The organism is Ruminococcus difficilis (assembly GCF_016680995.1).
This window is the reverse complement of the sequence record NZ_JAEQMG010000035.1, coordinates 138,364-163,022: the sequence shown is the minus strand read 5'-3', so window position 1 is coordinate 163,022 and position 24,659 is coordinate 138,364. Positions and strand designations below refer to the sequence as shown.

General features: G+C 45.7%; 23 protein-coding genes and 1 pseudogene. 6 read left to right on the top strand and 18 right to left on the bottom strand.

Going from position 1 to position 24,659, the window contains the following annotated elements:
* Positions 1–13: 13 nt before the first annotated feature.
* The 3 genes from JKK62_RS02420 (at position 14) to JKK62_RS02410 (ending at position 2,643) form a co-directional block, all read left to right on the top strand.
* The gene (locus tag JKK62_RS02420; protein WP_201426808.1) at positions 14–436 is read left to right on the top strand and encodes a flavodoxin; all 423 of its coding nucleotides are present in this window, start codon (positions 14–16) and stop codon (positions 434–436) included.
* A 338-nt stretch (positions 437–774) separates the two neighbouring features.
* Positions 775–1,017 (top strand): Veg family protein, encoded by a 243-nt coding sequence (locus JKK62_RS02415; RefSeq protein WP_201426807.1) that lies wholly within the window; start codon positions 775–777, stop codon positions 1,015–1,017.
* A 225-nt stretch (positions 1,018–1,242) separates the two neighbouring features.
* A complete protein-coding gene (locus tag JKK62_RS02410) occupies positions 1,243–2,643 on the top strand; it encodes an MATE family efflux transporter (protein WP_201426806.1) in 1,401 nt (466 codons plus the stop codon).
* A gap of 539 nt (positions 2,644–3,182) precedes the next feature.
* Here JKK62_RS02410 and JKK62_RS02405 read toward each other — a convergent pair.
* The 14 genes from JKK62_RS02405 to JKK62_RS02340 form a co-directional block, all read right to left on the bottom strand.
* Positions 3,183–3,959, bottom strand: a complete 777-nt coding sequence (locus tag JKK62_RS02405) for a protein-ADP-ribose hydrolase (protein WP_201426805.1) — start codon at positions 3,957–3,959, stop codon at positions 3,183–3,185.
* A complete protein-coding gene (locus JKK62_RS02400) occupies positions 3,949–4,707 on the bottom strand; it encodes a helix-turn-helix domain-containing protein (protein WP_201426804.1) in 759 nt (252 codons plus the stop codon). The genes JKK62_RS02405 and JKK62_RS02400 overlap by 11 nt, the downstream gene beginning before the upstream one ends.
* A 468-nt stretch (positions 4,708–5,175) precedes the next feature.
* Positions 5,176–5,679 carry a cyclophilin-like fold protein gene (locus tag JKK62_RS17430; protein WP_243411728.1) on the bottom strand — a complete coding sequence of 168 codons (504 nt, stop codon included), beginning with the start codon at positions 5,677–5,679 and terminating at the stop codon, positions 5,176–5,178.
* Positions 5,680–5,816: 137 nt separating this feature from the next.
* The gene (locus tag JKK62_RS02390; RefSeq protein WP_201426803.1) at positions 5,817–6,521 is read right to left on the bottom strand and encodes a gamma-glutamyl-gamma-aminobutyrate hydrolase family protein; all 705 of its coding nucleotides are present in this window, start codon (positions 6,519–6,521) and stop codon (positions 5,817–5,819) included.
* On the bottom strand, positions 6,518–8,530 hold the full coding sequence (locus JKK62_RS02385) for an NAD(+) synthase (RefSeq protein ID WP_243411727.1): 2,013 nt from the start codon (positions 8,528–8,530) through the stop codon (positions 6,518–6,520). The genes JKK62_RS02390 and JKK62_RS02385 overlap by 4 nt, the downstream gene beginning before the upstream one ends.
* Positions 8,531–9,270: 740 nt before the next feature.
* Positions 9,271–9,648, bottom strand: a complete 378-nt coding sequence (locus tag JKK62_RS02380) for a TnpV protein (protein ID WP_201426827.1) — start codon at positions 9,646–9,648, stop codon at positions 9,271–9,273.
* A gap of 283 nt (positions 9,649–9,931) precedes the next feature.
* A complete protein-coding gene (locus JKK62_RS02375; protein WP_201426802.1) occupies positions 9,932–10,438 on the bottom strand; it encodes a GNAT family N-acetyltransferase in 507 nt (168 codons plus the stop codon).
* Positions 10,439–10,539: 101 nt separating this feature from the next.
* Positions 10,540–11,016, bottom strand: coding sequence for a GNAT family N-acetyltransferase (locus JKK62_RS02370; RefSeq protein ID WP_201426801.1), 477 nt, complete (start codon positions 11,014–11,016; stop codon positions 10,540–10,542).
* A 243-nt stretch (positions 11,017–11,259) separates the two neighbouring features.
* The gene (locus tag JKK62_RS02365; RefSeq protein WP_201426800.1) at positions 11,260–12,033 is read right to left on the bottom strand and encodes an SDR family oxidoreductase; all 774 of its coding nucleotides are present in this window, start codon (positions 12,031–12,033) and stop codon (positions 11,260–11,262) included.
* A 5-nt stretch (positions 12,034–12,038) separates the two neighbouring features.
* The gene (locus JKK62_RS02360) at positions 12,039–12,986 is read right to left on the bottom strand and encodes an L-lactate dehydrogenase (RefSeq protein WP_201426799.1); all 948 of its coding nucleotides are present in this window, start codon (positions 12,984–12,986) and stop codon (positions 12,039–12,041) included.
* Between the two features lie 30 nt (positions 12,987–13,016).
* Positions 13,017–13,187 carry a ferredoxin gene (locus tag JKK62_RS02355; protein WP_201426798.1) on the bottom strand — a complete coding sequence of 57 codons (171 nt, stop codon included), beginning with the start codon at positions 13,185–13,187 and terminating at the stop codon, positions 13,017–13,019.
* Between the two features lie 17 nt (positions 13,188–13,204).
* Complete coding sequence (locus JKK62_RS02350) at positions 13,205–13,855, bottom strand: cupin domain-containing protein (protein WP_201426797.1); 651 nt, start codon at positions 13,853–13,855, stop codon at positions 13,205–13,207.
* 1 nt (position 13,856) lies between these two features.
* A complete protein-coding gene (locus tag JKK62_RS02345) occupies positions 13,857–14,543 on the bottom strand; it encodes a DUF2249 domain-containing protein (protein WP_201426796.1) in 687 nt (228 codons plus the stop codon).
* Positions 14,544–14,553: 10 nt separating this feature from the next.
* Entirely contained in the window at positions 14,554–15,261 is a 708-nt protein-coding gene (locus tag JKK62_RS02340; RefSeq protein WP_201426795.1) for a 4Fe-4S dicluster domain-containing protein, read from the bottom strand.
* Positions 15,262–15,357: 96 nt separating this feature from the next.
* Here JKK62_RS02340 and JKK62_RS02335 point away from each other — a divergent pair, with 96 nt between their 5' ends.
* Both JKK62_RS02335 and JKK62_RS02330 read left to right on the top strand, forming a co-directional pair.
* The gene (locus JKK62_RS02335) at positions 15,358–16,020 is read left to right on the top strand and encodes a Crp/Fnr family transcriptional regulator (RefSeq protein ID WP_201426794.1); all 663 of its coding nucleotides are present in this window, start codon (positions 15,358–15,360) and stop codon (positions 16,018–16,020) included.
* A gap of 311 nt (positions 16,021–16,331) precedes the next feature.
* Complete coding sequence (locus JKK62_RS02330) at positions 16,332–16,739, top strand: LytR/AlgR family response regulator transcription factor (protein WP_316618532.1); 408 nt, start codon at positions 16,332–16,334, stop codon at positions 16,737–16,739.
* A gap of 518 nt (positions 16,740–17,257) precedes the next feature.
* Here JKK62_RS02330 and JKK62_RS02325 read toward each other — a convergent pair.
* From JKK62_RS02325 to JKK62_RS02310, 4 genes are all read right to left on the bottom strand, one after another.
* Entirely contained in the window at positions 17,258–17,989 is a 732-nt protein-coding gene (locus JKK62_RS02325) for a cohesin domain-containing protein (protein ID WP_201426793.1), read from the bottom strand.
* Positions 17,986–22,788 carry a leucine-rich repeat protein gene (locus tag JKK62_RS02320; protein ID WP_201426792.1) on the bottom strand — a complete coding sequence of 1,601 codons (4,803 nt, stop codon included), beginning with the start codon at positions 22,786–22,788 and terminating at the stop codon, positions 17,986–17,988. Before JKK62_RS02320 ends, JKK62_RS02325 begins: the two co-directional genes overlap by 4 nt.
* Before the next feature lie 442 nt (positions 22,789–23,230).
* On the bottom strand, positions 23,231–23,536 hold the full coding sequence (locus JKK62_RS02315) for a type II toxin-antitoxin system RelE/ParE family toxin (protein ID WP_201426791.1): 306 nt from the start codon (positions 23,534–23,536) through the stop codon (positions 23,231–23,233).
* Complete coding sequence (locus tag JKK62_RS02310) at positions 23,533–23,850, bottom strand: type II toxin-antitoxin system RelB/DinJ family antitoxin (protein WP_201426790.1); 318 nt, start codon at positions 23,848–23,850, stop codon at positions 23,533–23,535. The genes JKK62_RS02315 and JKK62_RS02310 overlap by 4 nt, the downstream gene beginning before the upstream one ends.
* A 302-nt stretch (positions 23,851–24,152) precedes the next feature.
* Between JKK62_RS02310 and JKK62_RS02305 the strand changes: the two are divergent.
* Positions 24,153–24,593, top strand: a pseudogene (locus JKK62_RS02305) (manganese catalase family protein); the annotation flags it as partial.
* Positions 24,594–24,659 lie beyond the last annotated feature (66 nt).

Sequence of the window (24,659 nt, the reverse complement as noted above, 5' to 3'; positions counted from 1 at the left end):
GGAAGATGTTTATATGAAAACAGCAATTGTATTTTGGAGCGGAACAGGCAACACCGAAGCGATGGCGCAGTCCGTAGCAGACGGCGCGAAAGCCGCCGGAGCGGAGGTCGCGGTATTCACCTGTGACAGCTTCAACGAAGCGATGATCGACGATTACGATTCCATCGCCTTCGGCTGTCCGTCAATGGGAGCGGAGCAGCTCGAAGAGGATGAATTTGAGCCGATGTTCGGCGCCTGTATTCCGAAGCTCAGCAGCAAGAAAATCGCCCTGTTTGGTTCATACGGCTGGGGCGACGGCGAATGGATGCGCAGCTGGAAAGAAGAATGCGAAAATGCGGGCGCGGTTTTGGTATCGGAACCGGTTATTTGCAACGAGGCTCCCGATGATGAAGCGATCGCCGCGTGCGAAGCACTCGGCAAATCGCTGACGGAATAAGCAAAAAAATTATCTTTTGAGATTTAGTTTTTCAGATAAAGGGAATCAATTGAGCTCTCCCTTCGTACTGTGTATCTTTTTCCTTCTGAGGAAAGCGCGGTCATCGTTATTTGATGATCGCGTTTTTCACAAGCCCATTCGTATGATGTCTGACGATAAATTATGACTGACTGAAAACCACCGGTTTTGGAGTAATTCTAAACCTTAGCGTTTGTAAATGGTTCAATCTTGCTTGAAAAATCCTTTCAAAAGTGCTATAATACTATTACAACGTGTAGCGTATGACCGCGTAAGTCCGGTTGGCGTTACACGTTTTCTGTATTTTTGGAGGAAATAAAATGACACAGCTTGATATGATTAAGAAAAAGGTAAATTATTTGTATTCCGTCTCTCCTCGGATTCGTATCAATGTCAGATTGAACCATCCGAGACTGGAGTTGAAAAATGACGAGGTAGAGATCAAGGGCGTCTATAAAAACATCTTTACCATTGAAGAATACACGACGGGCGTACCGAGGATTCACTCCCTGCAATATGTCGATATTCTGACCGGTAATATCGAAATCGTTGAGAAAAATTGAGCTGCCGTTTGCGTTCTTCTCCCAGCATCTTTTTATACAACCGATCGTCAGAAGAATCTTCAAATTACTGTTCCATAAGGATATGAAAAACAGAAAAGCAGAGTGGAATTAACCGCTTGATTTTTTGATAAACAAATGATATAATCCAGATCAATGTGAGTAGCAAAACTGCGTAAGTCCGACATTTCGGGCTTGCGCAGTTTTCGTTTTTACGGAGGTAATCATATGGAAAATCACTCTTATCTTGCCGAGGAAAAGATCGGCAAGCTCATGCGAAAGTACGCGGTACCGTGTATCATCTCGCTTTTGGTCGGCGCGCTGTATAATATCGTCGATCAAATCTTTATCGCCAACGCCGACTATCTCGGCTCCTACGGCAACGCCGCGAATACGGTCGTTTTTCCGCTGACGGTGATCGCGCTCGGTATCGCCGTGATGATTGGCGACGGCTGCTGTGCCTTTGTCAGCATCTCGCTCGGAGCAAAAAACAGCGGCGACGCAAAACGCAGCGTTGGTAATTCTATCGCGCTCTGTATCGCCGGAAGTCTGTTGTTGACGGCGGTATATCTGATTTTTGCACAGCCGATCCTGACCGCTTTCGGCGGCAGGGTCAACAACGAGACGTTCGAGCTGTCAAAGGAATACTTCTTCTGGATCACGCTCGGGATTCCCTTTTATATGTTCGGTCAGGCGATGAACCCGATCATCCGCGCGGACGGCAGTCCTCGGTTCGCCATGATCTCCACCTTGGCAGGCGCTGTCGCAAACATCATTCTTGATCCGATCTTCATCTTTGTGTTCAAGTGGGGCATGATGGGAGCGGCAGTCGCGACCGTCATCGGTCAGATTATTACCGCAATACTGGCGGTTGTTTATCTGTGCCGCGCAAAACTCATCAAGCCGACATTCGGCGATCTTCGTTTGAAGGGCAACATCGTCAAGCGTACTCTGTCGCTCGGCTTGTGCAGCTTTTTGGCGCAGATCTCACTGGTAGCGGCGATGATGGCAATCAATAATATGATCCGACAGTACGGTTCTATCGATCCGATCTTCTCTCAGGAGCAGTACGCGCAGATACCGATGGCGGTAGTCGGCATCGTCATGAAGTTCTTCCAGATCGTCATCTCCATCGTCATCGGAATGGCGGCGGGCTGTATTCCGATCGTCGGCTTCAATATGGGAGCAAAGCTCTATAGCCGCGTCAAGGCGCTGTTCATAAAGCTGCTGATCGCGGAGGCCTGCGTCGGAGCGGTTGCGCTTTTGATCGTAGAGCTTCTCCCCCATCTCCTGATACAGATATTCGGTGCCGCGAACGAAAGCGCTTACTATACCGAGTTTGCCGTCAAAGCGTTCCGCGTCTACCTGTGCATGATCGTGCTCGCCTGCGTGAACAAGGCGACGTTCATCTTCCTGCAGGCGATGGGCAAAGCGGTGGAATCCACCTTGCTATCCATGGTCCGTGAGATCGTGTTCGGCGTAGGCTTCGCGCTGCTGCTTCCGAGGTTTTTCGGGCTCGACGGCGTATTATATTCCATGCCCGTTTCTGACGTGTTGACTTTTATGATATCTTTGTATTTGATCATCAGAACATACAGACAGCTTGACCCGGATAGTGCTTCATCATGAGTGATATCAGAAGCTCAACAACTATGAAAAGAAGGTCCTGACGGGCTTCATCAACAACGCCGCGCTGAACGCCTACCGCGAATGGGTTCAGGACGGAAAGAAAATCCCGATGGACGAGGTGATCGACATCACCAACAAGCTCGTCCTCGGCTGCGTGAAAGAATTCTTTAAATGAGCTGAGAACCCGGTCAGCCAATTCCGCCTTTTTATGCGTTACATTCTACAGAAAACAACCTCAACAGCATAATAATATGTTAAGTATAAAACGCCGCTGATGTAGTCCAAAGCAGCTCTAAAACGTCCGGATTTCAGCCGTGTCGCGTTTTTGTGAGAAAGTAGGGTAATTTGTGACTTCCTTTTCGGATTTCAAGCAAAAAGTGTTGATAAATAGTGTGGTTTTAGCTCAGAAAGTCAGTGTTTAAGCCATTTTTCATTTAATAAGGCTGTTTGATAATTTCACTTGAAGCTAAACAAAAATGTTAGTCACCGTATCAGCGTTTCTTTATGCAAAAAGGAGCCGGGGTAACCGGCTCCGAAAATCAACAATTCAACAAGTTGCGATAAATCATCAAGTCATCATCCTTGAACACATTGAAGATTACCTTGATATCGCTGCTTGTTGTTTTTTTGTACTCTTTAACAGTTGATACGGCGATCTCAGCCGCCTTATGCTGCGGGAATCCGAACACGCCTGTGGAAATACAACAGAACGCGATGCTCTCACATCCGTTTTCTTCGGCGAGCTTCAAGCAAGAGAGGTAACAGCTTTTCAGCAACTCGCAGTGTTCCTCGGTGAGCCTACCGCTGACGATTGGCCCGACTGTGTGCAAAACATATTGACTCGGCAGGTTGTAGCCGGGCGTAATCTTCGCCTGACCCGTCGGCTCCTCGTGCCCCTGCTCGCTCATGATTTCAAAGCACCGGTATCTCAGAGATAACCCGGCAGCGATGTGCAAGCAATTGTCAATGCAGGAATGTAAGACCCTAAAACAGCCCAAAAGCTGGGCGTTGGCAGCGTTCACAACCGCGTCGCAGGAGAGCGTTGTGATGTCGCCCTGCCATAAATAGAGGTCTTTTTCAACAGGGGTGAGGTCTGATATTTTTGTGATACCCTTTGCTTCGTTTTCAGCTCTGAGATATTCGCTTTCAATTCGTAGATATTCCTCGCTGATAGGCTTCGGCATCCAAATATTCATCAATCCACGAAGCAGATCCTTCTGCCCCTGCTCATCATTCGGGATTCTGTAATGGCTGAGTTGGGAACGATCCTTTTGCAGTTCTTTGATCAACCAGATACGTTGTTCTTCATGCGTCATATAATTTTACTCCTTTTCTCGCCGCGATTTCTTTCAGCTTGGCGAAGTGTTCCCTGTCGGGGATCACACTCCGCGTCTCCCAATTTCCTATTGTGCTTAGCGACACACCGATCATGCGTCCAAAATCTATTTGCTTCATATGATAGTTGCGTCGGATGGCTTTCACGACCTCTCCGAACTCACTTTCGCAGAATTCCTTGTATTCGTCCTTGATCAGCACGGGTGTTTCATTCAGGCTTTTGATGGAAAGACCATTATCGTTTGCCGCCTGTTCAATCTGCTTATAGTATTTCAGTTCGGGAACACAAATGTTTTTCTCCCACCTGGCGACTGCTTCTCCCGTACAGCCGAGTATCCTGCCAAATTGATTTAAGCCGCAGCCGCAAGCTATGCGGATGCTTTTGATCTTCCTGCCGCAGTCAGCTTGGATAAAGCCTTGATAATCGCTGACGAAGTAATCGGGTTCAACATTGAGCATATCCAAATCGATTCCGACTTCTCGCGCTGCTTGCTTGATTGGTTCATAGTATTTACGCAGAGGCTTTGCACGGTCGATCTCCCAATGTTCAAGCGTTTGCCAATCACAACCGATCTTTTCAGCGAACACCTTTGTCACAACGCCATGCGCTAAACGGATCTGCCGTATCTTCTTTCCGCAATCGCGCTCGATAAAGACAGCATATTCATCCGTATAGGTATCAGGGTCATCTATCAGCTTTCTGACATCGAAACCGGCTTCGATTGCCATTCGTTTGATTTTTCGATAGCTCTCACGGCTTGGGCGACGGTTATTTAATTCATCTTCCCATGTACTTTCATTGGAACGGGTAAAGCCTAACCTCTCCGAAAACTGCTCCTGCGTTAATCCGCTTTGAATTCGGATAGTTCGGATACGCTTCCCATATCCGGGCTTGCAAAACTCGGTGTATTCATCCAAGAGAAATGAGCTTTTGATGTTTAAAGCGTGGGCGATTATACTTGCGGATTCATAATGCAGCGCCATATTGTTTCATTCATAATCTTGGATTTTTCCAACCGGGATCCCTGTCGCCGCGCTCAGTTGCCTTCTCGTCATACCGTGTGCCTCACGGTAATGCCGAAGAATATGGCAATAATCCTTTTGCCGTTGTAACGGATTGAAAGTATATATTAAATGTATCAGGCACTTGCCTTGAATGATGTGATAGGTCTGTGTGTGATTAAGTAAGGTATTGCGTTACCGATCCAGCCGCGTATAAGACCAATTGTTGGAGCCATAGAATATAACGATATTGCTCCCTGAGTAGAGAACGATGTCTCCGGCACTTGTGGTGGTCTGTCTATCATTGCGCGGGAGCTTTTCCCCGATCGCGCCGACTTGTTCAAAGCTGCCATACATGGACATCCGGATGGTAAGCGGCTGACCGAAACACAGTTCTCTCAGTGCCTGCACGGATTCATTGTCTTCCCATTCCACCTGCACAGAAGTTTCACCGATTTTCATTTGAAGCATTTGTTCCTGTTCCTCCTTCACTGGCTCGGCAGTTTCCGCCGGACCATCATTCTCTGCCGTCACAGCAGAATCTGCGGTTTCGTCTTTGGAAACCGGTATTTCCTGATCGGATTCGACACCTGATGTTTCTGTCGGATGAGCACCCGGTTGTTCTGCAGGTTCTGCTCCGCAAGCGGGCATACACATGAGCAGACATAAGAGCATCAGGAAAATGATTGATCTTTTCATGGTGCAGTTCTCTCGTCTCTATATGGTTCCTCCAGGCTCAATTCAAACACCGTTTCCTTCGGCAGTGAGACAGAAAATCTGTGATTTTCATTGTCGAACTTATACAGCGTAGTGTGGGAGCCTTGATACATCTTTCATCATTCTGCTGCAGCCTCTATAAAGGCTTTGAGTATTTTCGTACTATTGGGATCTGTCTTCCATGAAAACTCCGGATGCCACTGCACTGCCCACAAAAATCGATTCCCGGACATATAAACCGCTTCGATAATTCCATCCGGTGCTTTAGCCATTACTTTAAGATCGTCTGCCAATGTTTTTACCGCTTGATGATGATAACTGTTCACAGAAAGCGTTTCTGTTTTCAAGCATTGGTATAGCGGTGAATCTTTTTCAATCATTACGTCATGGATTGGAACATCATATGGAGGTTTCTGGTGGTGTTCTATATCCGAAGAATGCTGAATAGGCAAATCCTGATACAACGTCCCTCCCAGAGCAGCATTTATAAACTGGATTCCTCTGCAGATACCAAGCACAGGCTTGTTTGAACTGATCGCTTCATGAAGATAAACTGTCTCCATGTCATCCCTTATTTCACAGCAGGACACAAGCCCATCCATTGGCTCTTCATGGTATAATTTTGGAGAAACATCATGTCCTCCGGTAAACAAAAAACCGTCACACAATCCAGCCAGTCTCTTAATCTCGCCCACATCTGTTGAAAACGGTAATATGATTGGAATACCTCCCGTCTGATGTATTCCCTCCATATAACCCGGAAGCATCCATATACTTTCTTTTTCATCATCCCACAGGGGCATGACGCCTATAATCGGTTTCATCTCATCACATCCTTCAAATCGTCCAGCCACAAGCGCATTGAAGCATCGCTAGGCATTCGCCAATCTCCTCTCGGTGACAGAGAAACGCTCCCCACTTTAGGTCCATCCGGCAAACAGCTTCTTTTAAACTGTTGGGTAAAAAATCTGATATAAAAACGTTCAGCTGCTTTGATTATCTCCTTCCTTTCCAATTCCGGATAAGCACACATCGCGTAAGCTGCAGAACGGGAAGGCTCGAATCCATACCGGAGCGTATAATACAGTAAAAAATCGTTCAGATCATACTTCCCGATCTTTTCCTCAGTCATCTGACTGATTTTTCCTTCATGGCTTGGAGTAAGCTCCGGTGTGATAGGTGTGTCACATATTGCGAAAATCACCCTCCTCAGTTCTTCGCTGCTGCAGAACTGTGCATATGTACGACAGATATACTTTACGAGCGTTTTCGGTACGGAAGCATTCACTGCATACATGGACATATGATCCCCGTTGTATGTACACCAGCCAAGCGCAAGTTCAGAAAGATCTCCCGTACCTACGACCAGCCCGTTTATCATATTGGCTGCATCCATCAGTATATATGTACGCATTCTTGCCTGGGCATTCTCGTATGCAGAATCTCCTTCTCCCTGATAATCCGGGCTGTGTCCGATATCTTTCAGGTGCATCTGAACGCTTTCGCTGATCGGCACTTCGTGCACTTCGTCGGCGATAAGTCGCATCAGCTCTCGTGCATTTTTGTAGGTCAGACCGGATGTGTTTCCTTTGTTTGGCATCGTATACGCTATAATACGAATCTCTGGAACCATACTCCTTGCCTCAGCGCAAACGAGCAGAGCAAGCGTGGAGTCCAGTCCGCCGGATATCCCGATTAGAAGATTATAAATCCCGGTTGCCCTTATCCTTGTTGCCAGACCGTTTGCCTGAATGCGCATGATCTTTCTGCACCTGTCTCTCCTCTCCCGGTCGTCTGACGGTACAAAAGGATTTCTGCTCAGTACGACAGGGAGTTCCTTCAGTATATCCGCCATTTCACTGATCGATGCCTCGCCGTTCCTGAAAGCCCGTATATTTACATTTACTCTTCGATACATGTTCTCGTCGGCGTTCCCAAATGTATTCTGATGTCTTCTGTCGTACATAATACGCACCAGATCAATGGCACCGGTGCTTACGGAAGGGCACAGCGGAAATATATCTTCCTGAAGAACCGTTCCACATTGGCCAATAAGCGTGTGGCCCGAAAAGACAAGATCCGTGCTGCTTTCATCCACCCCTGCAGAGGCATAGACATACGCACAGTAGCATGACCCGCTCTGTTGTTCTACAAGCCTTCTGCGGTATTCTTCCTTGCCGATCAGCTCATCCGAGGCAGACAGATTTGCGATGATGTTTGCCCCTGCAAGACACATGTGTGTGCTCGGTTTATCAGGCACCCAGAGATCCTCACAGATTTCTATACCCAGGACAGCCCCGCTTTCAGGATCCTCTGCAAGAATATCCGTTCCAAAAGGAATATCCTTCCCATGAATTCGTACGGAGCGTTCTGTCAAACCTTTCCCGGAGGAGAACCATCTACCCTCATAGAACTCAGAATAAGAAGGGATATATTGTTTTGGAATGATGGCGCAGACATTGCCTTCGGATATAACGGCCGCGCAGTTATACAGATTGTTTTCAAACCGGATCGGCACCCCGATGATCACAGTAAGGCCTGAATATTCCTGTGTTGCCTCAGCAATCCTGATCATGCCATCCTGGGCTTTCTCCAGAAGCAGTCCGCTTCCAAACAGATCAGCACAAGTATATCCGGTCACAGATAATTCCGGAAAAACAATTAGACCGCATGCAGAGTTTTCTTTGATCAAACGAACGATCTGATTCGTGTTATATTCCACATCTGCAACTTTAAGATCCGGTACTGCTGCAGCTGCGAGAATCAGTTGATTTCTCATGATGACTCCTTTTTTAGTTTTTTGAAATGACCATTCTATTTCCTGCTTCGACATGCTGCTCTCAAGCCCGCATATAACAAAAAGCAGACACAGGCACAATCAGGCGCCTTTGTCTGCTTTCTTATAATATACTCACAAAAGTCAAAATAGTCAATAAACTCTACGCTATTTTCCGCTTCCCACCGCTGCTGATGGTGAGGGAGTCTTCATTATTTCCTCCGCAGTTTCAGCTTCTTCTATTCTCAGGTTTTACCCAACAGTGCCACTTTGGAGCCTTCGGCATAGGTTCATGCTTCAAAAGTGCTTTAATAACACGCCGGTGTGTAAACAGGCAGCAGGCACAAAGTGCCAAAATGACTATCAGAATAATTGTTCCGGGTTTCATTTCTACAGACCTCCTATCTCTCCATACGCGTCAGCGCCTTGTTCAGCAGATATTTGAGCTGGATCAGCTCCTCTTGCGGAAGATCGATACATCTTTGCATTGCCTTCGGAATATCAAGCGCCCTCTCTTTCAATGCTTCACCTTTTTCAGTCAGCGAAAGAAAGAGCCTGCGCTCATTGTTCTCCAGCCTGATACGGTTAATATATCCCTGTTTATCGAGCCGCTTCGAGAGCGGTGCCAGAGTAGTATTCTTTGCTTTTCGTTATGTTTAGTTGCGTTATATGTAAGTATTACTGTTACGACATCAAAATCACAGCCACAACCCGCTGAAAATCAAGACTTTTTTTGCAATCCGGCGCTCTTTCTTTTGGCAAATAGCGGCGGGGATTGCTCCCCGCCGCCCGTTACCTTATGCATAGATCAACTCGTGATTTACGATCTCTATTGCCCTGTCCCGGATGTTGTTCATCCGCTGCACCCACAGCATTTGATCCTGTGCTTTGAGCTGTTCTGTCACGCCCTCACGCTCTGCCATCTGCTCTGTCAGCAGAAGCATTTGCTCCTTCGCCTGTTCGTTGATGTTGGCCAGATAGGTATTTAACTTGCCGCTGGTCAGTAGCTCCGTGTACAGGGCTTTTCGCTCCGTCTTGATGAACCGCAGGTGCCGCTGTCCCCATATCCCGATGGACTTTTCCTCTTCGGCTGGTACTGTCAGGCAGGGATAATAATAGTCGCCCTGCAGCTCATACCACAAACCATTGTCTTTATCAAAAATGTACTTTTCCATTGTGAAATCATCCTGTATAATGGTGTCGTTGATGTATTCGCACATATGCCACAGCTTCCCGATTGCCACACCTTGTTATATCCTGTTATGGGTTTTTCTTGCCCTTGCTTTTGCCCTTATGAGCGGCGCAGGCGTTGTAGAAACGGTGTAACATTTAATAAAGGGATTCGGTGAGCAGATTGCGAAAAATCCTTTGTTTTCAACGGTTTCAGAGGATTTCATTAAAGCCCTATAATCAGCGGCGAATGCCTATGATTTCGGGGATTTCAAATCAGAATTTGAATTACGCTCTAACAAGTGCATACATTTTCATATCAATGATACTGCCACATTTCACAGCGTTACTTTTTAATATTCCTTCGCATTTAAATCCTGCCTTTTCCAACGCTCTGCATGAAGCAGTATTATGTGCAAATGGTTCAGCAAAAATACGAATAATATCCGTATTCTCAAATACATATTGACAGACCTGTTTGATTGCATTTGTCATATATCCATTTCCCCAGTAGGGTTCTCCTATGTAATAACCCATTTCAGCGGTTCTACTATGGATATTATCCTGTCGAAATACACCAATGCTTCCAATCACCTTATCATCAAGTGTTATCGCAAATGCGAATGTACTGTCTTTGTCCGACGATAACATCGTTCGGATAAAATCCTCTGCATCCTGTTCTGTGAATGGATAAGGCAGTCCATCCCTAAGGTTATTCATTATTTTAAGATTATTTAAATTGAATGCGAGATCGGATTTATCTTCGATTCTCCATTTTCTTATAGACAGATTCATGCTTTTCCTCCACAAATTCCGATTTGCGCTACTAAGATTATAGCACGACTTCTCCGATTTGTCTATCAAATAAATAGGCAGCCTCGTGTGAAAGGCTGCCTTCAATCAGATTTTTTTTTGAATAAGAGAACCGTTTCCTCGCCGTTCAGGCGAAACACTTCCGGTGAATACGCAGCGGACACTTTACTCCACAGGTGCTTAGCGGCGAGATTGTTTTCGTTGTACTTGATTTCCCATTGACCGGGATGCTTGTTCAAGATGGCGTTCACAACATCAAAAGCAAGATGCTTTCTGCGATAGGCAGGAAAGACAGTAAACTCCGCCATAGTGTAATCCGGACTCTTTCCGATACAGGAATAAGGATTGAGCATAGCAAATCCTATAAGGGTATCATCATCGTACAATAGATACGCTGTTCTTTTCGGGTGCGAAAAATACTCATCAAAGTGTCCGTAATGATAGTTTCCATGCTCATCCATCGGATCGTCATAGTAATTTGTCATCTCATAAAGATACTTCTGATTGATATTCCAAAGTAAATCTCTGTCTTTTTCAAGAGCAGTAACCAGCCTGATCATTTTCTTATACCTCTGCAAATCCTGATGCTGCTATGATTATAACACGACAACGCCGATTTGTCTATCAGCTAAACTACATAACAAAACAGGCAACCTCATCATGAGGCTGCCTGTGTAAGTACAAAAATATGCGATTGATTACGCTCTGCACAACTTTCTGCATCGTTTGGCGTAAGGTTGGCGTAAATGGCGTAAGTTAGATGGATAACGGAGAAAATAGATGTTATGCTCTATGTTTCCTTATTATACGCAGGTATATCCTCCATCGACGGGCAACATAATACCGTTGACATAAGCTGTCTTGTCGGAAGCAAGGAAGATTGCGGCTGTATCAAGTTCGCCTTCTTCGCCGTAACGCTCGGCAGGAATAACTGTGTCAGCATATGCTTTAAAAGAAGGTGTGTCGAGAGTTTCCTTTGTGAGTGGTGTGTAGAAGTATCCGGGACAGATTGCGTTAACAGTAATACCGTATTTACCCCACTCAGCCGCAAGCGCTCTTGTGAGATTCACTACGCCGCCTTTAGCTGCGTGATACGGAGAAGATCCCGCAATCTTGTTGCCAACCAAGCCATACATTGAAGCGATGTTGATGATCCTGCCGTATTTCTGTGGAATCATCGCCTGCTTTGCAACCTCACGAGCGACCTTGAAAGTACCGAACAAATCGACGTTCACTTCGTTTGCAAACTGTTCGTCCGTGATGTCCTCTGCCGGGGCAATAGCTCCCGTTCCCGCGTTGTTGATCAGAATATCAATTCTTCCAAAACGGTCAAGCGCCTGCTGTACCGCCGCTTTGACAGCTTCGGTATCCGTAATGTCGCATTTGACGGCGAGTGTATCTACGCCGAACTGCTTGTTGATTTCCTTTGCGACAGCTTCTAATTTGTCCTGCCGTCTGGCAAGGGCGACAATGTTCGCTCCCTGATTGGCGAGCGCCTTTGCCATTTGAACTCCCAAGCCTGTTGAACAACCTGTCACAATGGCTGTTCTGCCGTTTAAATCAAAATATCTTTTCACATATCTCACTCCAATACATCGTGTAATACTGCCTTTAAGGTGTCGGCGGATTCCTTAAGAGCCGCCTTTTCTTCGGCATTAAGTTCTATCGGCACAGTACCCTCAACGCCTTGCTTACCTACGATGGCGGGCATACTGAGCGCTACACCGTTAATCTCCTCGGTGTTCTGAATGCTCGAAACAGGAAGGATGGATTTCTCATCTCTGACGATTGCTTCACAGATTCTGCGTACCGACATTGCGATTCCGTAATAGGTCGCTTTTTTCTTTTCGATAATCTCATAGGCGCTGTTCTTTACGCCTTCAGCTATTTCTCTTGTTGCCCTTGTATGGTTGTAATGTCCGCGCATCTCACAGAACTTGTGAAGCGGAACGCCCGAAACATTGGCGCTACTCCAAGCGGCAATCTCGCTGTCGCCGTGTTCGCCGATAATGAAGGCGTGGATACTTCTGCTGTCAACGCCGAGGTGTTCACTGAGCAGATATTTCAGTCTTGCGGTATCAAGTACGGTACCCGAACCGAATACTCTGTTTGACGGAAATCCGCTGAGCTGTTTTGCGACGTAGGTCAGAATATCTACGGGGTTAGCAACAACAAGCAATATTCCGTCTTTGTTGTACTTGGCTATTTCAGGAATAATCGACTTGAAGATCGCAACGTTTTTCTTAACGAGGTCGAGCCTTGTTTCGCCGGGTTTTTGTCCCGCTCCTGCGGTTACGATAACTACCGCAGCGTCGCTGATGTCCTCATATGTGCCTGCGTAAATCTGCATAGGCTTTGAGAACGGAAGTCCATGGCTGATATCGAGAGCTTCTCCCTCAGCTCTGTTCTTATCCGCGTCGATGAGTACGATTTCCGAAAACAGGTGGCTTTCCATAAGCGCAAACGCCGAAGCCGAGCCTACAAATCCACAGCCGATGATAGCGGCTTTTCTGCTGTTCATTTCTACCATAGTTATCTCTCCTTTGAGTTGTGTGTTATTTTATTCTATTTCAATTGCGCCTACAGGACAGCCTTCCGCCGCCTCTGTTGCCGCGTCTATGTTGCTTTCGGTTACATCGCCGAAGCATTCTGCTGATTCGCCGTTCATTCTGAACACGTCAGGTGCAACATCTGTGCAGAACTGACAGCCGATACAATCCTCTCTTTTCATACAAACTCTCATATCAATCACTCCAATGTCATAAGCAGCGCCATCTTGAATTTGCCGTCTGCTTTTACCCAATGCTTACCTCCTGCGGCGAATTTGAAATTCTCGCCTGCCTGAATCGGATGCGCCTTGCCTTCGTAGCCAATAACGCCCTTGCCGTCGAGAGCGAAGATCAGCGCTTCACCGGGCGCGGCGTGTTCGGCAAGTCCCGTGCCTTCGTCGAAGCTCATAATAACAAACTTCATCTTCTCGTTATGAGCGACGTCCATATTGATGATTTTGCCATCCTGATACGGAATAAGCTCTGCTAACTTAAAAACCTCTCCTGCTTTGACCGCGTTATTCATAGTGTTCCTCCTGATAGATATTTCTGTGTAAATTGCCTTTGTGCCTGTTCTCATACCGACAGGTATCTCCGTAGGCGTGAGGAGTGCTTTACCCTCGTTCAATGTCCATACCTGTTTATCGGTAAAGACCTCCATACTGCCCTCGTGAAGAATCAACAGCTTATGATAGTTATAGATCTCTGCGCTGATGTCGGTGTCCTGTGCAAGCGAGAAATATGAGATGTAGTCTTGTCCGCTTGCGTAAACTTCTTTTGAAATGGTGCAGCCTGCTACGGGCTGATTGTCCTCTGCGATACTGAATACCGCGCCTGTCTTTTCGTTCATACTACATTACCTTTACATCGGGATTCTTCTCTCCGAATTTTTCCATAAGCACAGCGGCTATATCCTCACGACTCTTGCCTTTGCGTTCCATATTCTTGATGGTCTTGTATGCGGCGAACAGCGTTGAAGGTCCGATCTCGGAGCTGAAATATCCGATACCCTGATTCCACGCAAACAGCTCAAATACATCGTCGAGCGCTGCGGAATTCAATCCGTGAATGTATGCCTTGACAAGTTCTCTGGTAGCCTGACGCATCCTGCCTGCGCCGACAGCATTTGTAAGCGAGAGGAGCAGTCGGATCTCATACGGCAGATGACGCTTGCCGTCGTTCCAAGTCAGATCCCAGAATTGTACCGCAACCTTGCCGAGTTCCTCGTCAATCAGCGGCATATTGGTAAGAGCCGCGGGGCGCATCGGAATATCGCCGGTATCTTCTTGGTTTTCGCTGCGATAGAAATAAGCGTGAAACTCGTTTTCGTTGACCTGTTCGGTGTGGTGCTCAAACCCTAAGCCTTCCATTACATCATAGAGGGGGATCGGATCAAAGCTCTGGACGATCTCCAAGCCCTCTCCGACAGGGGTATTTATCGCCTGTTTCTTCAAGCCCTGAAAGAAGTTGCCCTGAATACCTCTTACGTCGATTTTCTTGAAATCGGTCGTTTTATCTTTCCAATCTGCGTAGCTCATAGCATCCTCCTTAATCTAATATCTTTCCGTCTCTTGTAATGGTTACGACCTGCCACGAAATGAATTTCCCGCTGTTTTTAAGTGCGTTTTCTGCGGCTCTCTGCAAACCTCCGCAGCAGGGAACTTCCATTCTGACGATCGTAACGCTCTTTATATCATTGTTCTTGATGATCTCGGTCAGCTTTTCGGTGTAGTCCACCATATCGAGCTTCGGACAGCCGATAATTGTGACTTTGCCTTTCATAAAGTCCTCGTGCATATTCGCGTATGCGTAGGCGGTGCAGTCGGCGGCAATCAACAGCTTCGCGCCGTCATAGAAAGGAGCCTGAGTCGGCAGCAGCTTGATTTGAACAGGCCATTGATTGAGCCTTGATACGGGCTTGCCTGTCAGTGCGGGTGCTTCTTCGATCTCCGGCTTATCTAATGTCATAAATCTTGAGCCGGGGCATCCTCTGTTATGTTTATGCTCTGTCATCTTCTTTTCCTCCTGCGCGGCTTTGACCGCTTTTTCGTCATATTCGGGGGCTTCGCGCTCCTCAAATGTAATTGCTCCTGTAGGACAGTTGGGTAAACAATCGCCGAAGCCGTCGCAGAAATTTTCGCGCGTCAGCTTTGCCTTGCCGTTTACCATCTCGATCGCTCCTTCGTGGCACGCATTGGCGCACGCTCCGCAGCCGTTGCATTTTTCTTCATTTATTTTGATAATCTTTCTAATCATGTTCTTCACCTCTTGAGGATAGAATAAACCATTTTTCAGAAAACTTCTGTTGCCACAGCAACATTTTTGTGATATTCTAAGAATGAGGTGATGATCGTGATTACCAACCAAGAATACTTGTATTCCATACGCAAATGCTATCTTTTCGACGGTATTAATGACGAGCAATTACCCGAAGCAATTAAGCTATTGAACGGTCGTATTAAAAAAGTCAAAAAGGATGATTTCATCGTACAGCTCGGTGGTGTTTTGCAAAACGCGGGACTGTTGCTAAAGGGCAAGATTGAAAGCTCCTTTCAGAACGAAAACTATGATCAAATCACGATGCACACTTTCACAGGCGGTTATCTGTTCGGTGAAGCCTTAGTTATCAACGATGCAAAAAACAGCCCTGTACAAGTCAGAGCTGTTGAGGATTGTATTATTCTGTTTGTTGATTTGGCAGCGATTTATCAATCTGATGTTCACTCACCGATTCTTGTTGTTCTTGCTGAGAACCTGATAAAAAGTCTTGCCCGCAAGAATCTTATCCTGAATCAAAAGGTCAGGATACTCAGTCAGAAAAGTCTGCGTGACAGGATACTTATTTATCTCGGCACCTTACCCAAGGATAAGAACGGGTTTGTAAAAATCCCATTCACACAAACCGCACTCGCCGAATACCTCGGCGTAAACCGCAGCGCGCTTTCACGCGAAATCGGCAGGATGCAGAATGAGGAACGGCTGATAGTTGACGGGAGAAGAATGAAATTGTGCTGAAGGCGTCTGTTATCTGACAGCCGCCCACAAAATCCAATCGTGTTTATTCTTTGTTAATGTGCGGTAATATTTTCCCCGCGTAAGGGTATTAAGTTTTCAATCCTTTCCGATTTCTAAGGTTGCAAGATTGCAAGGCTGCAAGTGGGTATACGGGTTTGTAATCTTACTTTATTTTTCAGTACCAAGATTAAAGCCGCCTGGATTGCCAAGACAGCTTTTCTGTATCCTATTCAGTTTTGATTTTTCCGCTAAGGACATCACCCTTCCTGCTCTGTCATATCTCAAATCCTCACGCTAAACACGAGAATGATGTGATCTATCCTACCAACTTCCGCGAAACACATCGATCGGACACGGCATTGAACCGCGGTGGAGAGCGCATCCACTTTCACGGACTTGACCGATCGGATTACTTTTTCCTGTCCGACACGATCATCCGCGTCGAGGCGGCTCACGGCGGCAAGCATAGTATCCTGATCACGACGGAGGGGGCTGTCGAGGTCATGGCAACGATCACCGCGCTGGAGAAAAAAAACAGCCGCTTGTTCCTGCGGTGTCATCAGAGCTATCTCGTCAATCCGCAGTATATCCGGAATATCCGTCGCTTCAAGGTAACGCTGACCGACGGTACCGAGCTGCCGATACCGGAAAAGAAATATACAGCCTTTCGGAATAAGGCGATAGAATTACAAACGGTTATCAATACAAAAGGAATTTGATTAAGATAATGAATTATTACTCTTCAATAAAGCCAGAGCCGCAAAACTGCTCTTGAAGAAGCTGAACGTATCATAAAAAGGCAACACAAAACCACTGCTTGGAGATTATCTACTTTGGCTTATTTATGCGCTTTTTTCAAAAAAATTGTTAAAACAGTTAAAAGTGATGTTCTATGTTCGGTTTCGACTGTTTTAACAGTTTTTTTAAAGAAACGGCTATTTAAAGCCATTTCGTTATTTGTTAAGTATAATCTACCCTATTCTCTATTCCATATCATCAAACATGAAACTGCTGTATCTATGATTGACACGGTAAAAAAGATTACAGACCGCCACAAAAATGCAACGGTCTGCTAGGTTCTGCGGTTAACAGCCGCATGCTCTGGCATACAGCTGTTGACCGAGTAATGATACCTCGGCGTCTCAGTGCAAAAAACTCAAGTATTATCGATACTCTTTATGCGCATGAAACAGCGGGACAGATCGCTCTGTCCCGCTGTCGATATCATGATTCAGTTTTATGATATGGTCTCGCCGATCGGATAAGGTGTTTTCAAATGACACAGATAGTATTGGATCGCTGTCACATCGGTCAGCTCCAGATCACCGCTGCCGTCAACGTCACCGCGCATCAATTCTGCCTTTGTGTATGGAGTCGGGATCTGTGCGATACAGCGTTGAATAAATGTTGCATCGACCGATTCAAGCTCTCCGTTACCGTCAGCATCACCGAGGAAGTAAGGCTTCGGAGGTCCTATCGGTTCCTCACCGATACCGACCATACCGTTGACGGTAGCAAAGGTTTTATTTTGAAGCGTATTGTCAAAGACGTTCTCAGGGTTATAGGTGACGGTTATAGGAGAATCCTCTGCTCCTTCACGGATCCTGAACGTAATTACAGCTACCGTACCGTTATCGGTCTTATTACCGGAATCGCTCGCATACCACGATACTGTAAAAGGATTGACAGTCAGCATTCCTAAAGAAATCGGGGTTTCGAACAAACCTCCGTTATCAACGCTGATCAGTTCCAGATCGTCAGCGGAATATCCTATCGATACGCTGAGCGCGGTGATTCCGGGATTATCGCAGATTTTCAGTTCGATCTGGACGGTTTCTCCGGGATCGCCATACGCCTTTGTCAATTCAAAGCGAGGTTCGCTGTCTGCGTTAACGGTTACGGCAGTAACGGACAGGATGATGAGGAATGACAATATAATTGCAAACAGTCTTTTACTTGCTTTCATCATTTCAGCTCAACCTCCCAACCGTTGATATACTGCTGGAGGATGACCAGATCCTTCATGTTGATATCGCCGTCATCATTAACGTCAGCTGCCCTCTCAACGATATGAACATCCCAGTGGTTAATGAACTGCTGTGTCAATACGATATCCTTCATGTTGATCGCACCGTCGCGGTTGACGTCACCGGGCGTCGGTCTCTGAACGCTGACCGTTCCGTTTTCAATATCAAAGGGAATATTATCCAGCGTACTGTCGACGATGTTATCCGCTTTATAAGATATTCTGACGGTGTAATCGGTTGCTTCGGCATTGATGTCCGCGGTAAAGGTCAGGGTAGCAAACAGTCCGGTACCATCCTCGTCGGCAGAACTCGTCGACAGCCAAGAAATGGTCAGCGGGCTCTTGTAATCCTTTGAGTTGCTCGGCTTTGAAGAAAGCAGATCGGTATAACGGATCTCGGTAAGCGTCAGTTCATCGGGGAAAGCGACATCAATACTCAGCGCAGTGATTCCCGGATTCTTGTCGATATAGATCTTGACCTGAACTTCATCACCGGCTCTGACTGTTTCGTTGGATACGACGAACGATCCTCTCTTTTCGAGGCAGGGAAGAATCTCTGTCCTTGTCGCTTTACACACGCTACAGGTATAAGTCATTTCACCTGTCTCGTGATAGGTCGGCTCTTTGGTGACCGTACCTTCATCCCACTGATGGCCCGGGGATTCTACAACTTCTTCTCTTGTTTCACCGCATTCCGAACAGGTAAATGTCTTAACGCCGTTGTGGGTACAATCAGGCTCAGTGGTGATAACGCCTTCGTTCCAGCTGTGACCGTTTGCGTTGACATATGAATCCACATAACTGTCATTACATCTTGAACAGGTATGCGTTGTGTAGCCCTTTTCTGTGCAGGTAGGAGGCGTCACAACGCTTTCGTAATTGTGTCCGAGGGCGTTGATCGGCTCGGTATAGGTGTGAGTATTATCATGCTTGCATGTGTACGTTCTCACACCTTGTTCCGTACAGGTAGGTTCTTTGGTAACCTTACCTTCATCCCAGTCATGACCGAGGGCTTTGACATATGAATCCACATAACTGTCGCTGCATCTGGAACAGGTATGCGTTGTATATCCCCTTTCGGTGCAGGTAGGAGGCGTAACGACGCTTTCGTAACTGTGTCTGAGGGCGTTGATCGGTTCGGTATAGGTGTGAGTATTATCACGCTTACAGGTGAATGTCTTTACGCCTTGTTCAGTGCAGGTAGGTTCCTTGGTAACCTTACCCTCATCCCAGTCATGTTCAAGAGCAACTACAAAGTCATCATCATAGCTGTCCCCACAGACTGAGCAGGTATATGTCGTAAATCCTCCCTTAGTGCAAGTCGGAGGCGTCACTGAGCTTTCATAATGGTGACCTGTTGCCTTAATATCGGTGAGAATAAGGGAGTCGGATAACTCCGTTCCATCGCTGAACACAGCAAGCGCAGAGTATTTCGTCTTTCCGTCCTCTGTACAGGTTGCCGGGTTTTCGACTTCATTTGTCACCAGACAAGCTACGGTTTCGGTATGATCGTGGTCTCTTTTGCAGACTCGGAAAGCATTAGCTGTTTTCCCGTCCGGACTGAATGTGATAATGCCTGTCGACCAATCATGTCCGAGGACAGGAATAATCTCCTGAGCAACAAGCACCTCGCTACATACTGAGCAGTGACTTCCTTCGGTTAAGCCGGTTTTGGTACACGTCGGCGCCTTAGCAGCGTCTATTACTGATGTGTGTCCGGTCGCGGGAATGATTTCCTGTGCTGTGATAACAGTGCTACAAACAGAACAGTGACTGCCCTCGGTTAAGCCAGTTTCAGTACAAGTCGGAGCTTTGGCTTCATCAATAACAGGAGTGTGTCCGGTTGCTTCAATTGTTTCCGTCTTCGTCTTATGGCAAACGGAGCAGGTATAGGTTCTTATCCCTGTATCCGTGCAGGTTGGTTCTTTTGTAACCTCACCGTCATCCCAATCGTGTGTCCCCATGTCGGTCTTATCTCCGCAAACAGTACAGTATCTCCAATGTGAGTTATCATCAAAGGCATAATATGCTGAGTAATCATGCTCGATCGTTCTTATGTATCCGCAAATATTGCAGATTTCATCACAAGCATTGTCGTATACGTGCTCGGCTTTGTCTGAGATGGCTGTTCCGCAAAGCGTACAGGTATGCCAATGGCTGGTTGCGTCCTTTGTCCAATAACCGTTAAAGTGATGATCGAGCTTACTCGGTTCGGGAGTAGGGATCGCTACTTTGTTAATGTCATAAAATGTGTGATTCTCCGTACCGTCGAACTCATAGTGCGCCGGATAACCTGCTGCACTACAGGATTGCGTCGCAGGATGATAAACGAGGAAATGAGGGGTAATACGATAAGAAGAATTCGAATTCGTCAAATCATATATTTCGTTCCACTCTTCTTCTGTTCCGATGTAGTATACATCATTGAGGTTGGGACATCTGTACCAATAATACCTCCCGCCAACATATTCCAGCGAAGCAGGAAGTGTAATCTCTGTTAATGATTCGCAATCGTTGAAAGCGTTAGGTTCGAGACGCAGTAAAGTATTCGGTAGTGAAACGGATTCAACATTACCCATATATTCAAAAGAATATGATGGTATCTCTGTTATGCCGTCCTCGATAATGATCTTCTTTATGTCGCTGCCAAACGACCTACTGCTGCTATAGTTTTGTTTCATCCACGGTAGGTCTGCTCCGGATGTATATTCAAACAGTTTACCTGTACCGCTTATAGTTAGTATTTCATTCGACTGATCATAATTCCAGTAAGCGTTGTATCCCAGTAGCCCTGACGTATCAGTAGGATATGTGAATTCTCCGCCAAATCTGCTTTTCTGTAGGTAGGAAGTATTACTCAGATAACAATACACATCTGCTTTAACACCGGTAAAGGCGTTGTTAGAAATAGTGCCTGAGAACGAACCCCCGTTGTTTAGCATATAAATGGAAGAAAGATTTGAACAGTATGAAAAAGCATTATCTCCAATGGTGAGATAGTTATATATCCCCAGTGTATTCAAATTCTCGCAATAGTAAAACGCTTTTTCACCTATTGTTACGCTTGAAAACGGAATAACGATTTTCGTCAACGAAGTACAGAAGGAAAATGCGTTTTTCCCAATACTTGCGCCGCTATTGTTTTTTGAGGATAATTCCACGCTCTTTAGAGAAGCACATCCTTCAAATGCTGAATCGCCAACCTTATTTACTTCGGGCATATAAACGTATTCAAGTGAATTACAGCCTGCAAAAGCATTTGCACCAACGGAAGATACCCTTCCCTCAACAATAACCGTTTTTATTGATTCTCTGAAAGAAAACCAAGGAGCTTTTCCGTATGAATAATTACTTATACTATCATAATATGTACTTGTATTTCTTATTGTAAGAGTTCCCGATACATTATCAAATGTCCACGCACACCTACTACCGGTTGTTCCTGATTCTGAGAACAGCGTCACAAAATTCACGCCGTTATTATTCGCGAAGGTTTCTGCTGTGGAGCCATCCTCGCCATACACTGTTGTATTCGGATTAACGGAGTATGCTCCACCTGCGTATTCTTCGTGATTATTAATAATGGTACATTCAGGATTTCTGATGATCAGCTTTTCAAGCTTGTCTGTACGGTTAAACGCAAACAGACCAATGTAATTTACGCTCTCGGGAATATCAAGTTCCGTCAGCTGATCACATCCATCAAAGGCATTGTTTGCAATATACTCCAGTCCATCGGGCAACTCGATAGCCGACAGACTATGCAAATCATCAAAAGCAAGCTGACAGATTATTCTCAAACTGCTCGGTAAACTGACAGAGACGATATTGTCATTACACGCAAACGCATAGTCGGCAACAATCTCTGTTCCTTCCTTGATTTTTAAATCTGAGATCGTGTTCTTTCCGCAAAGCGCTGCTGTCCCTAAATAGAGAACATCATCTTGCCAATTAGCCTCATTGTAATAAAACGGTGTGTTGCTGACAATCGTTTCACCTACATAGGTTAGCTTTGAAGTATCAATATTTATTGTTGAGAGGTTGGAACAATTTCCGAAAGCAAAATTTCCAATATATCGAACCGATGAAGGTATATCGATTGAAGTAAGTCTTTTGCAATTATAAAATGCAAACAATCCAATTTGAATAACCGTATCGGGAATAATAATTTTGGTAATCTTCTGACAGCCATATCGATTATTACCGCCGAAGCAATAATTGCCGATTACTCTTGTGCCGTCTTTTACAACAAACTCACCTGAATAATCCGGTGATACGCCGTACAAGAATTTGCCCATGTATAGGGATCCATCTACCCATTTATCGGTATTATTGGTCAGCGCTGTATTCATAAAAGCATAGTCTTCTACATATTCAATGTTTTCCGACATGACAACAGATTCAAGGTTGATGCAATTGCCAAAAGCATAAAACCCGATTCTCTTAACCGTATCCGGGATCACTACACTCTTCAAATTGGGATTAGGCGTATCGTTCAAAAGGTTATCTCCGATAGCAGTTACGGGATGACCGTCAATATAAGCGGGGATTACCAAATCGGTTGTGCTGAAATCCGCATATGTAACAGTCAGCTCATCGGTTTCGTTATCGATGCTATAACCGATACCGTCTTCTGTCTCTCCGGTGGTGTAGTCTGTAATAGCATTGACAGAAACAATTGTTCCGCTGAAACAACCGATTGTGATAACGAACACTAACAGTAGGGATAATATTCTTTTCATTGCCGTCCCTCCTACAAAAAAAGTGCGCCAACCGAAGCTGACGCACGAAAAACGCTATGCTCCGATGATTGCTGCGACACAATTTCAATACATGCTTTACGTAAGACAAGTATGACTACAGAGCATGCATTTTTACCTTGATAAAAGCAAAAATGCATACTATTATCTTACGTAAATAATATGAAATTATGTCGCACTATAATTCTACCATATTTCGGCAGGTCGTGCAATCCAAAATCCTGTAACGATATTTAGGCAATTTGTACATAGTAGGCTGGTTATCATCAATCAAACCTCCATAGATAAATGCCAACCGACATAGAAAAGCCGATAACCCCTTTGTCATAGCGCAAGGGGTTATCGGGGGTTATTGTGATCATCTCAACCTTTAGAAGCATATGTGAATAGGAGCCACGCAACGCGCAGCTCCTTTGTCTTTTGTCTATTTGAAAATGATATGCATATAGTTTGTTCTCGCGTCACGGATACGGATCACACGAATCACGCTGTCGTCGACTTTGTAAAACGCGATATGCTGATTGATGATCAAGTAACGCAAATCCGTCTCTCTGTCAACTTTTCCGCTCAGTTCAGCTCCGAGCAAAGGGTTCTCCTTTAACAGTGAACAACTCTTGAGTATCTTCTGTGTCACATTCTCAGCTGCTGTCGGGTTTTGGAGATTGTCACGGATATATGCTTTTATCTCTCTGAGGTCAACTCTCGCCTGAGGCGAATAGATCAGCTTCATGTGTTCAACCCAAACTCAGCGAGCATATCTTCTTCCGAGACCCAATCGCTTTCCGATTTGGCGGAATCCTCGCCCGCTTTCAGCTCAGCCATCAAAAGCGCGATTGCCTGTTCTCTGAGCACTTTATCGCCGTCCTTAGTCAAGAGGAACGGTAAACCTCCGACATTCAACGTCTGCTGCAGGAAGGCATTGAAAGCCTCGGTCAAGGTCAAACCGCAGTCAGCTAATATTCCTTCGACTTCCTTTTTGACTTCGGGGTTGATTCTCGCCTGAAAGGTAGACGTCTTGGGTGCACTTGCAACGTTCATACTCATTGTATCTCCCCTTTCTGTTATTCTGTAACTTAGTATAACCGATTTATAGCTGTTTGTCAATACATTGTCACTACAAGTCGAATGTTCACTTCGATATTATATTATTGGGAAATTATCTTATTATCTATACCGCATGTACGCTTACAGTGAACACCTTTGTCTTATGCTTGTCCCTCTCCCCTGCATTACGGATAATTTTGTAATTCTTACGTGTGTAGCAGTATAATTGATAGGTTTTTAGGATTTCAAGCCATTTTAATTCTGAATTCGCATTAAAATCGCTCGTTTTTCTGTATTGAGGGTCTTCGGTAGGCACCGAGGAGCTGAACCATCTGGAGATGATCGGCGCGATCGTCTATCAGCTGACGCGCAACCTCAGTGAGGATGATATCAAAAAGGCAGGGTTCGACGCCTACTTTGTCGACCACACCACCGGTATCTACCCCAATTCGGCGGCAGGCGTACCCTTCGACGCGTTTGCGATCGCCAGCAAGGGTGATCCGATCACCGATCTGCACGAGAGCTTAGCCGCGGAGCAAAAAGCGCGTACCACCTATGACAACATCCTGCGCTTCTGCGACGACCCCGATGTGATCGATCCGATCCGCTTCCTCAGAGCAAGAGAGGTCGTGCATTACCAGCGGTTCGGTGAGAATCTGCGTCTGTTGACCGACAAGCTCGACAGCAAGAACTTCTATGCCTTTAACCCCGCCTTTGATAAACACTGTTTCAAGAAAAAGTAAACACACAGAAAAGCCTGATCCGAAGATCAGGCTTTTTCAATATCACGTTGATTCTTATTTGATGAT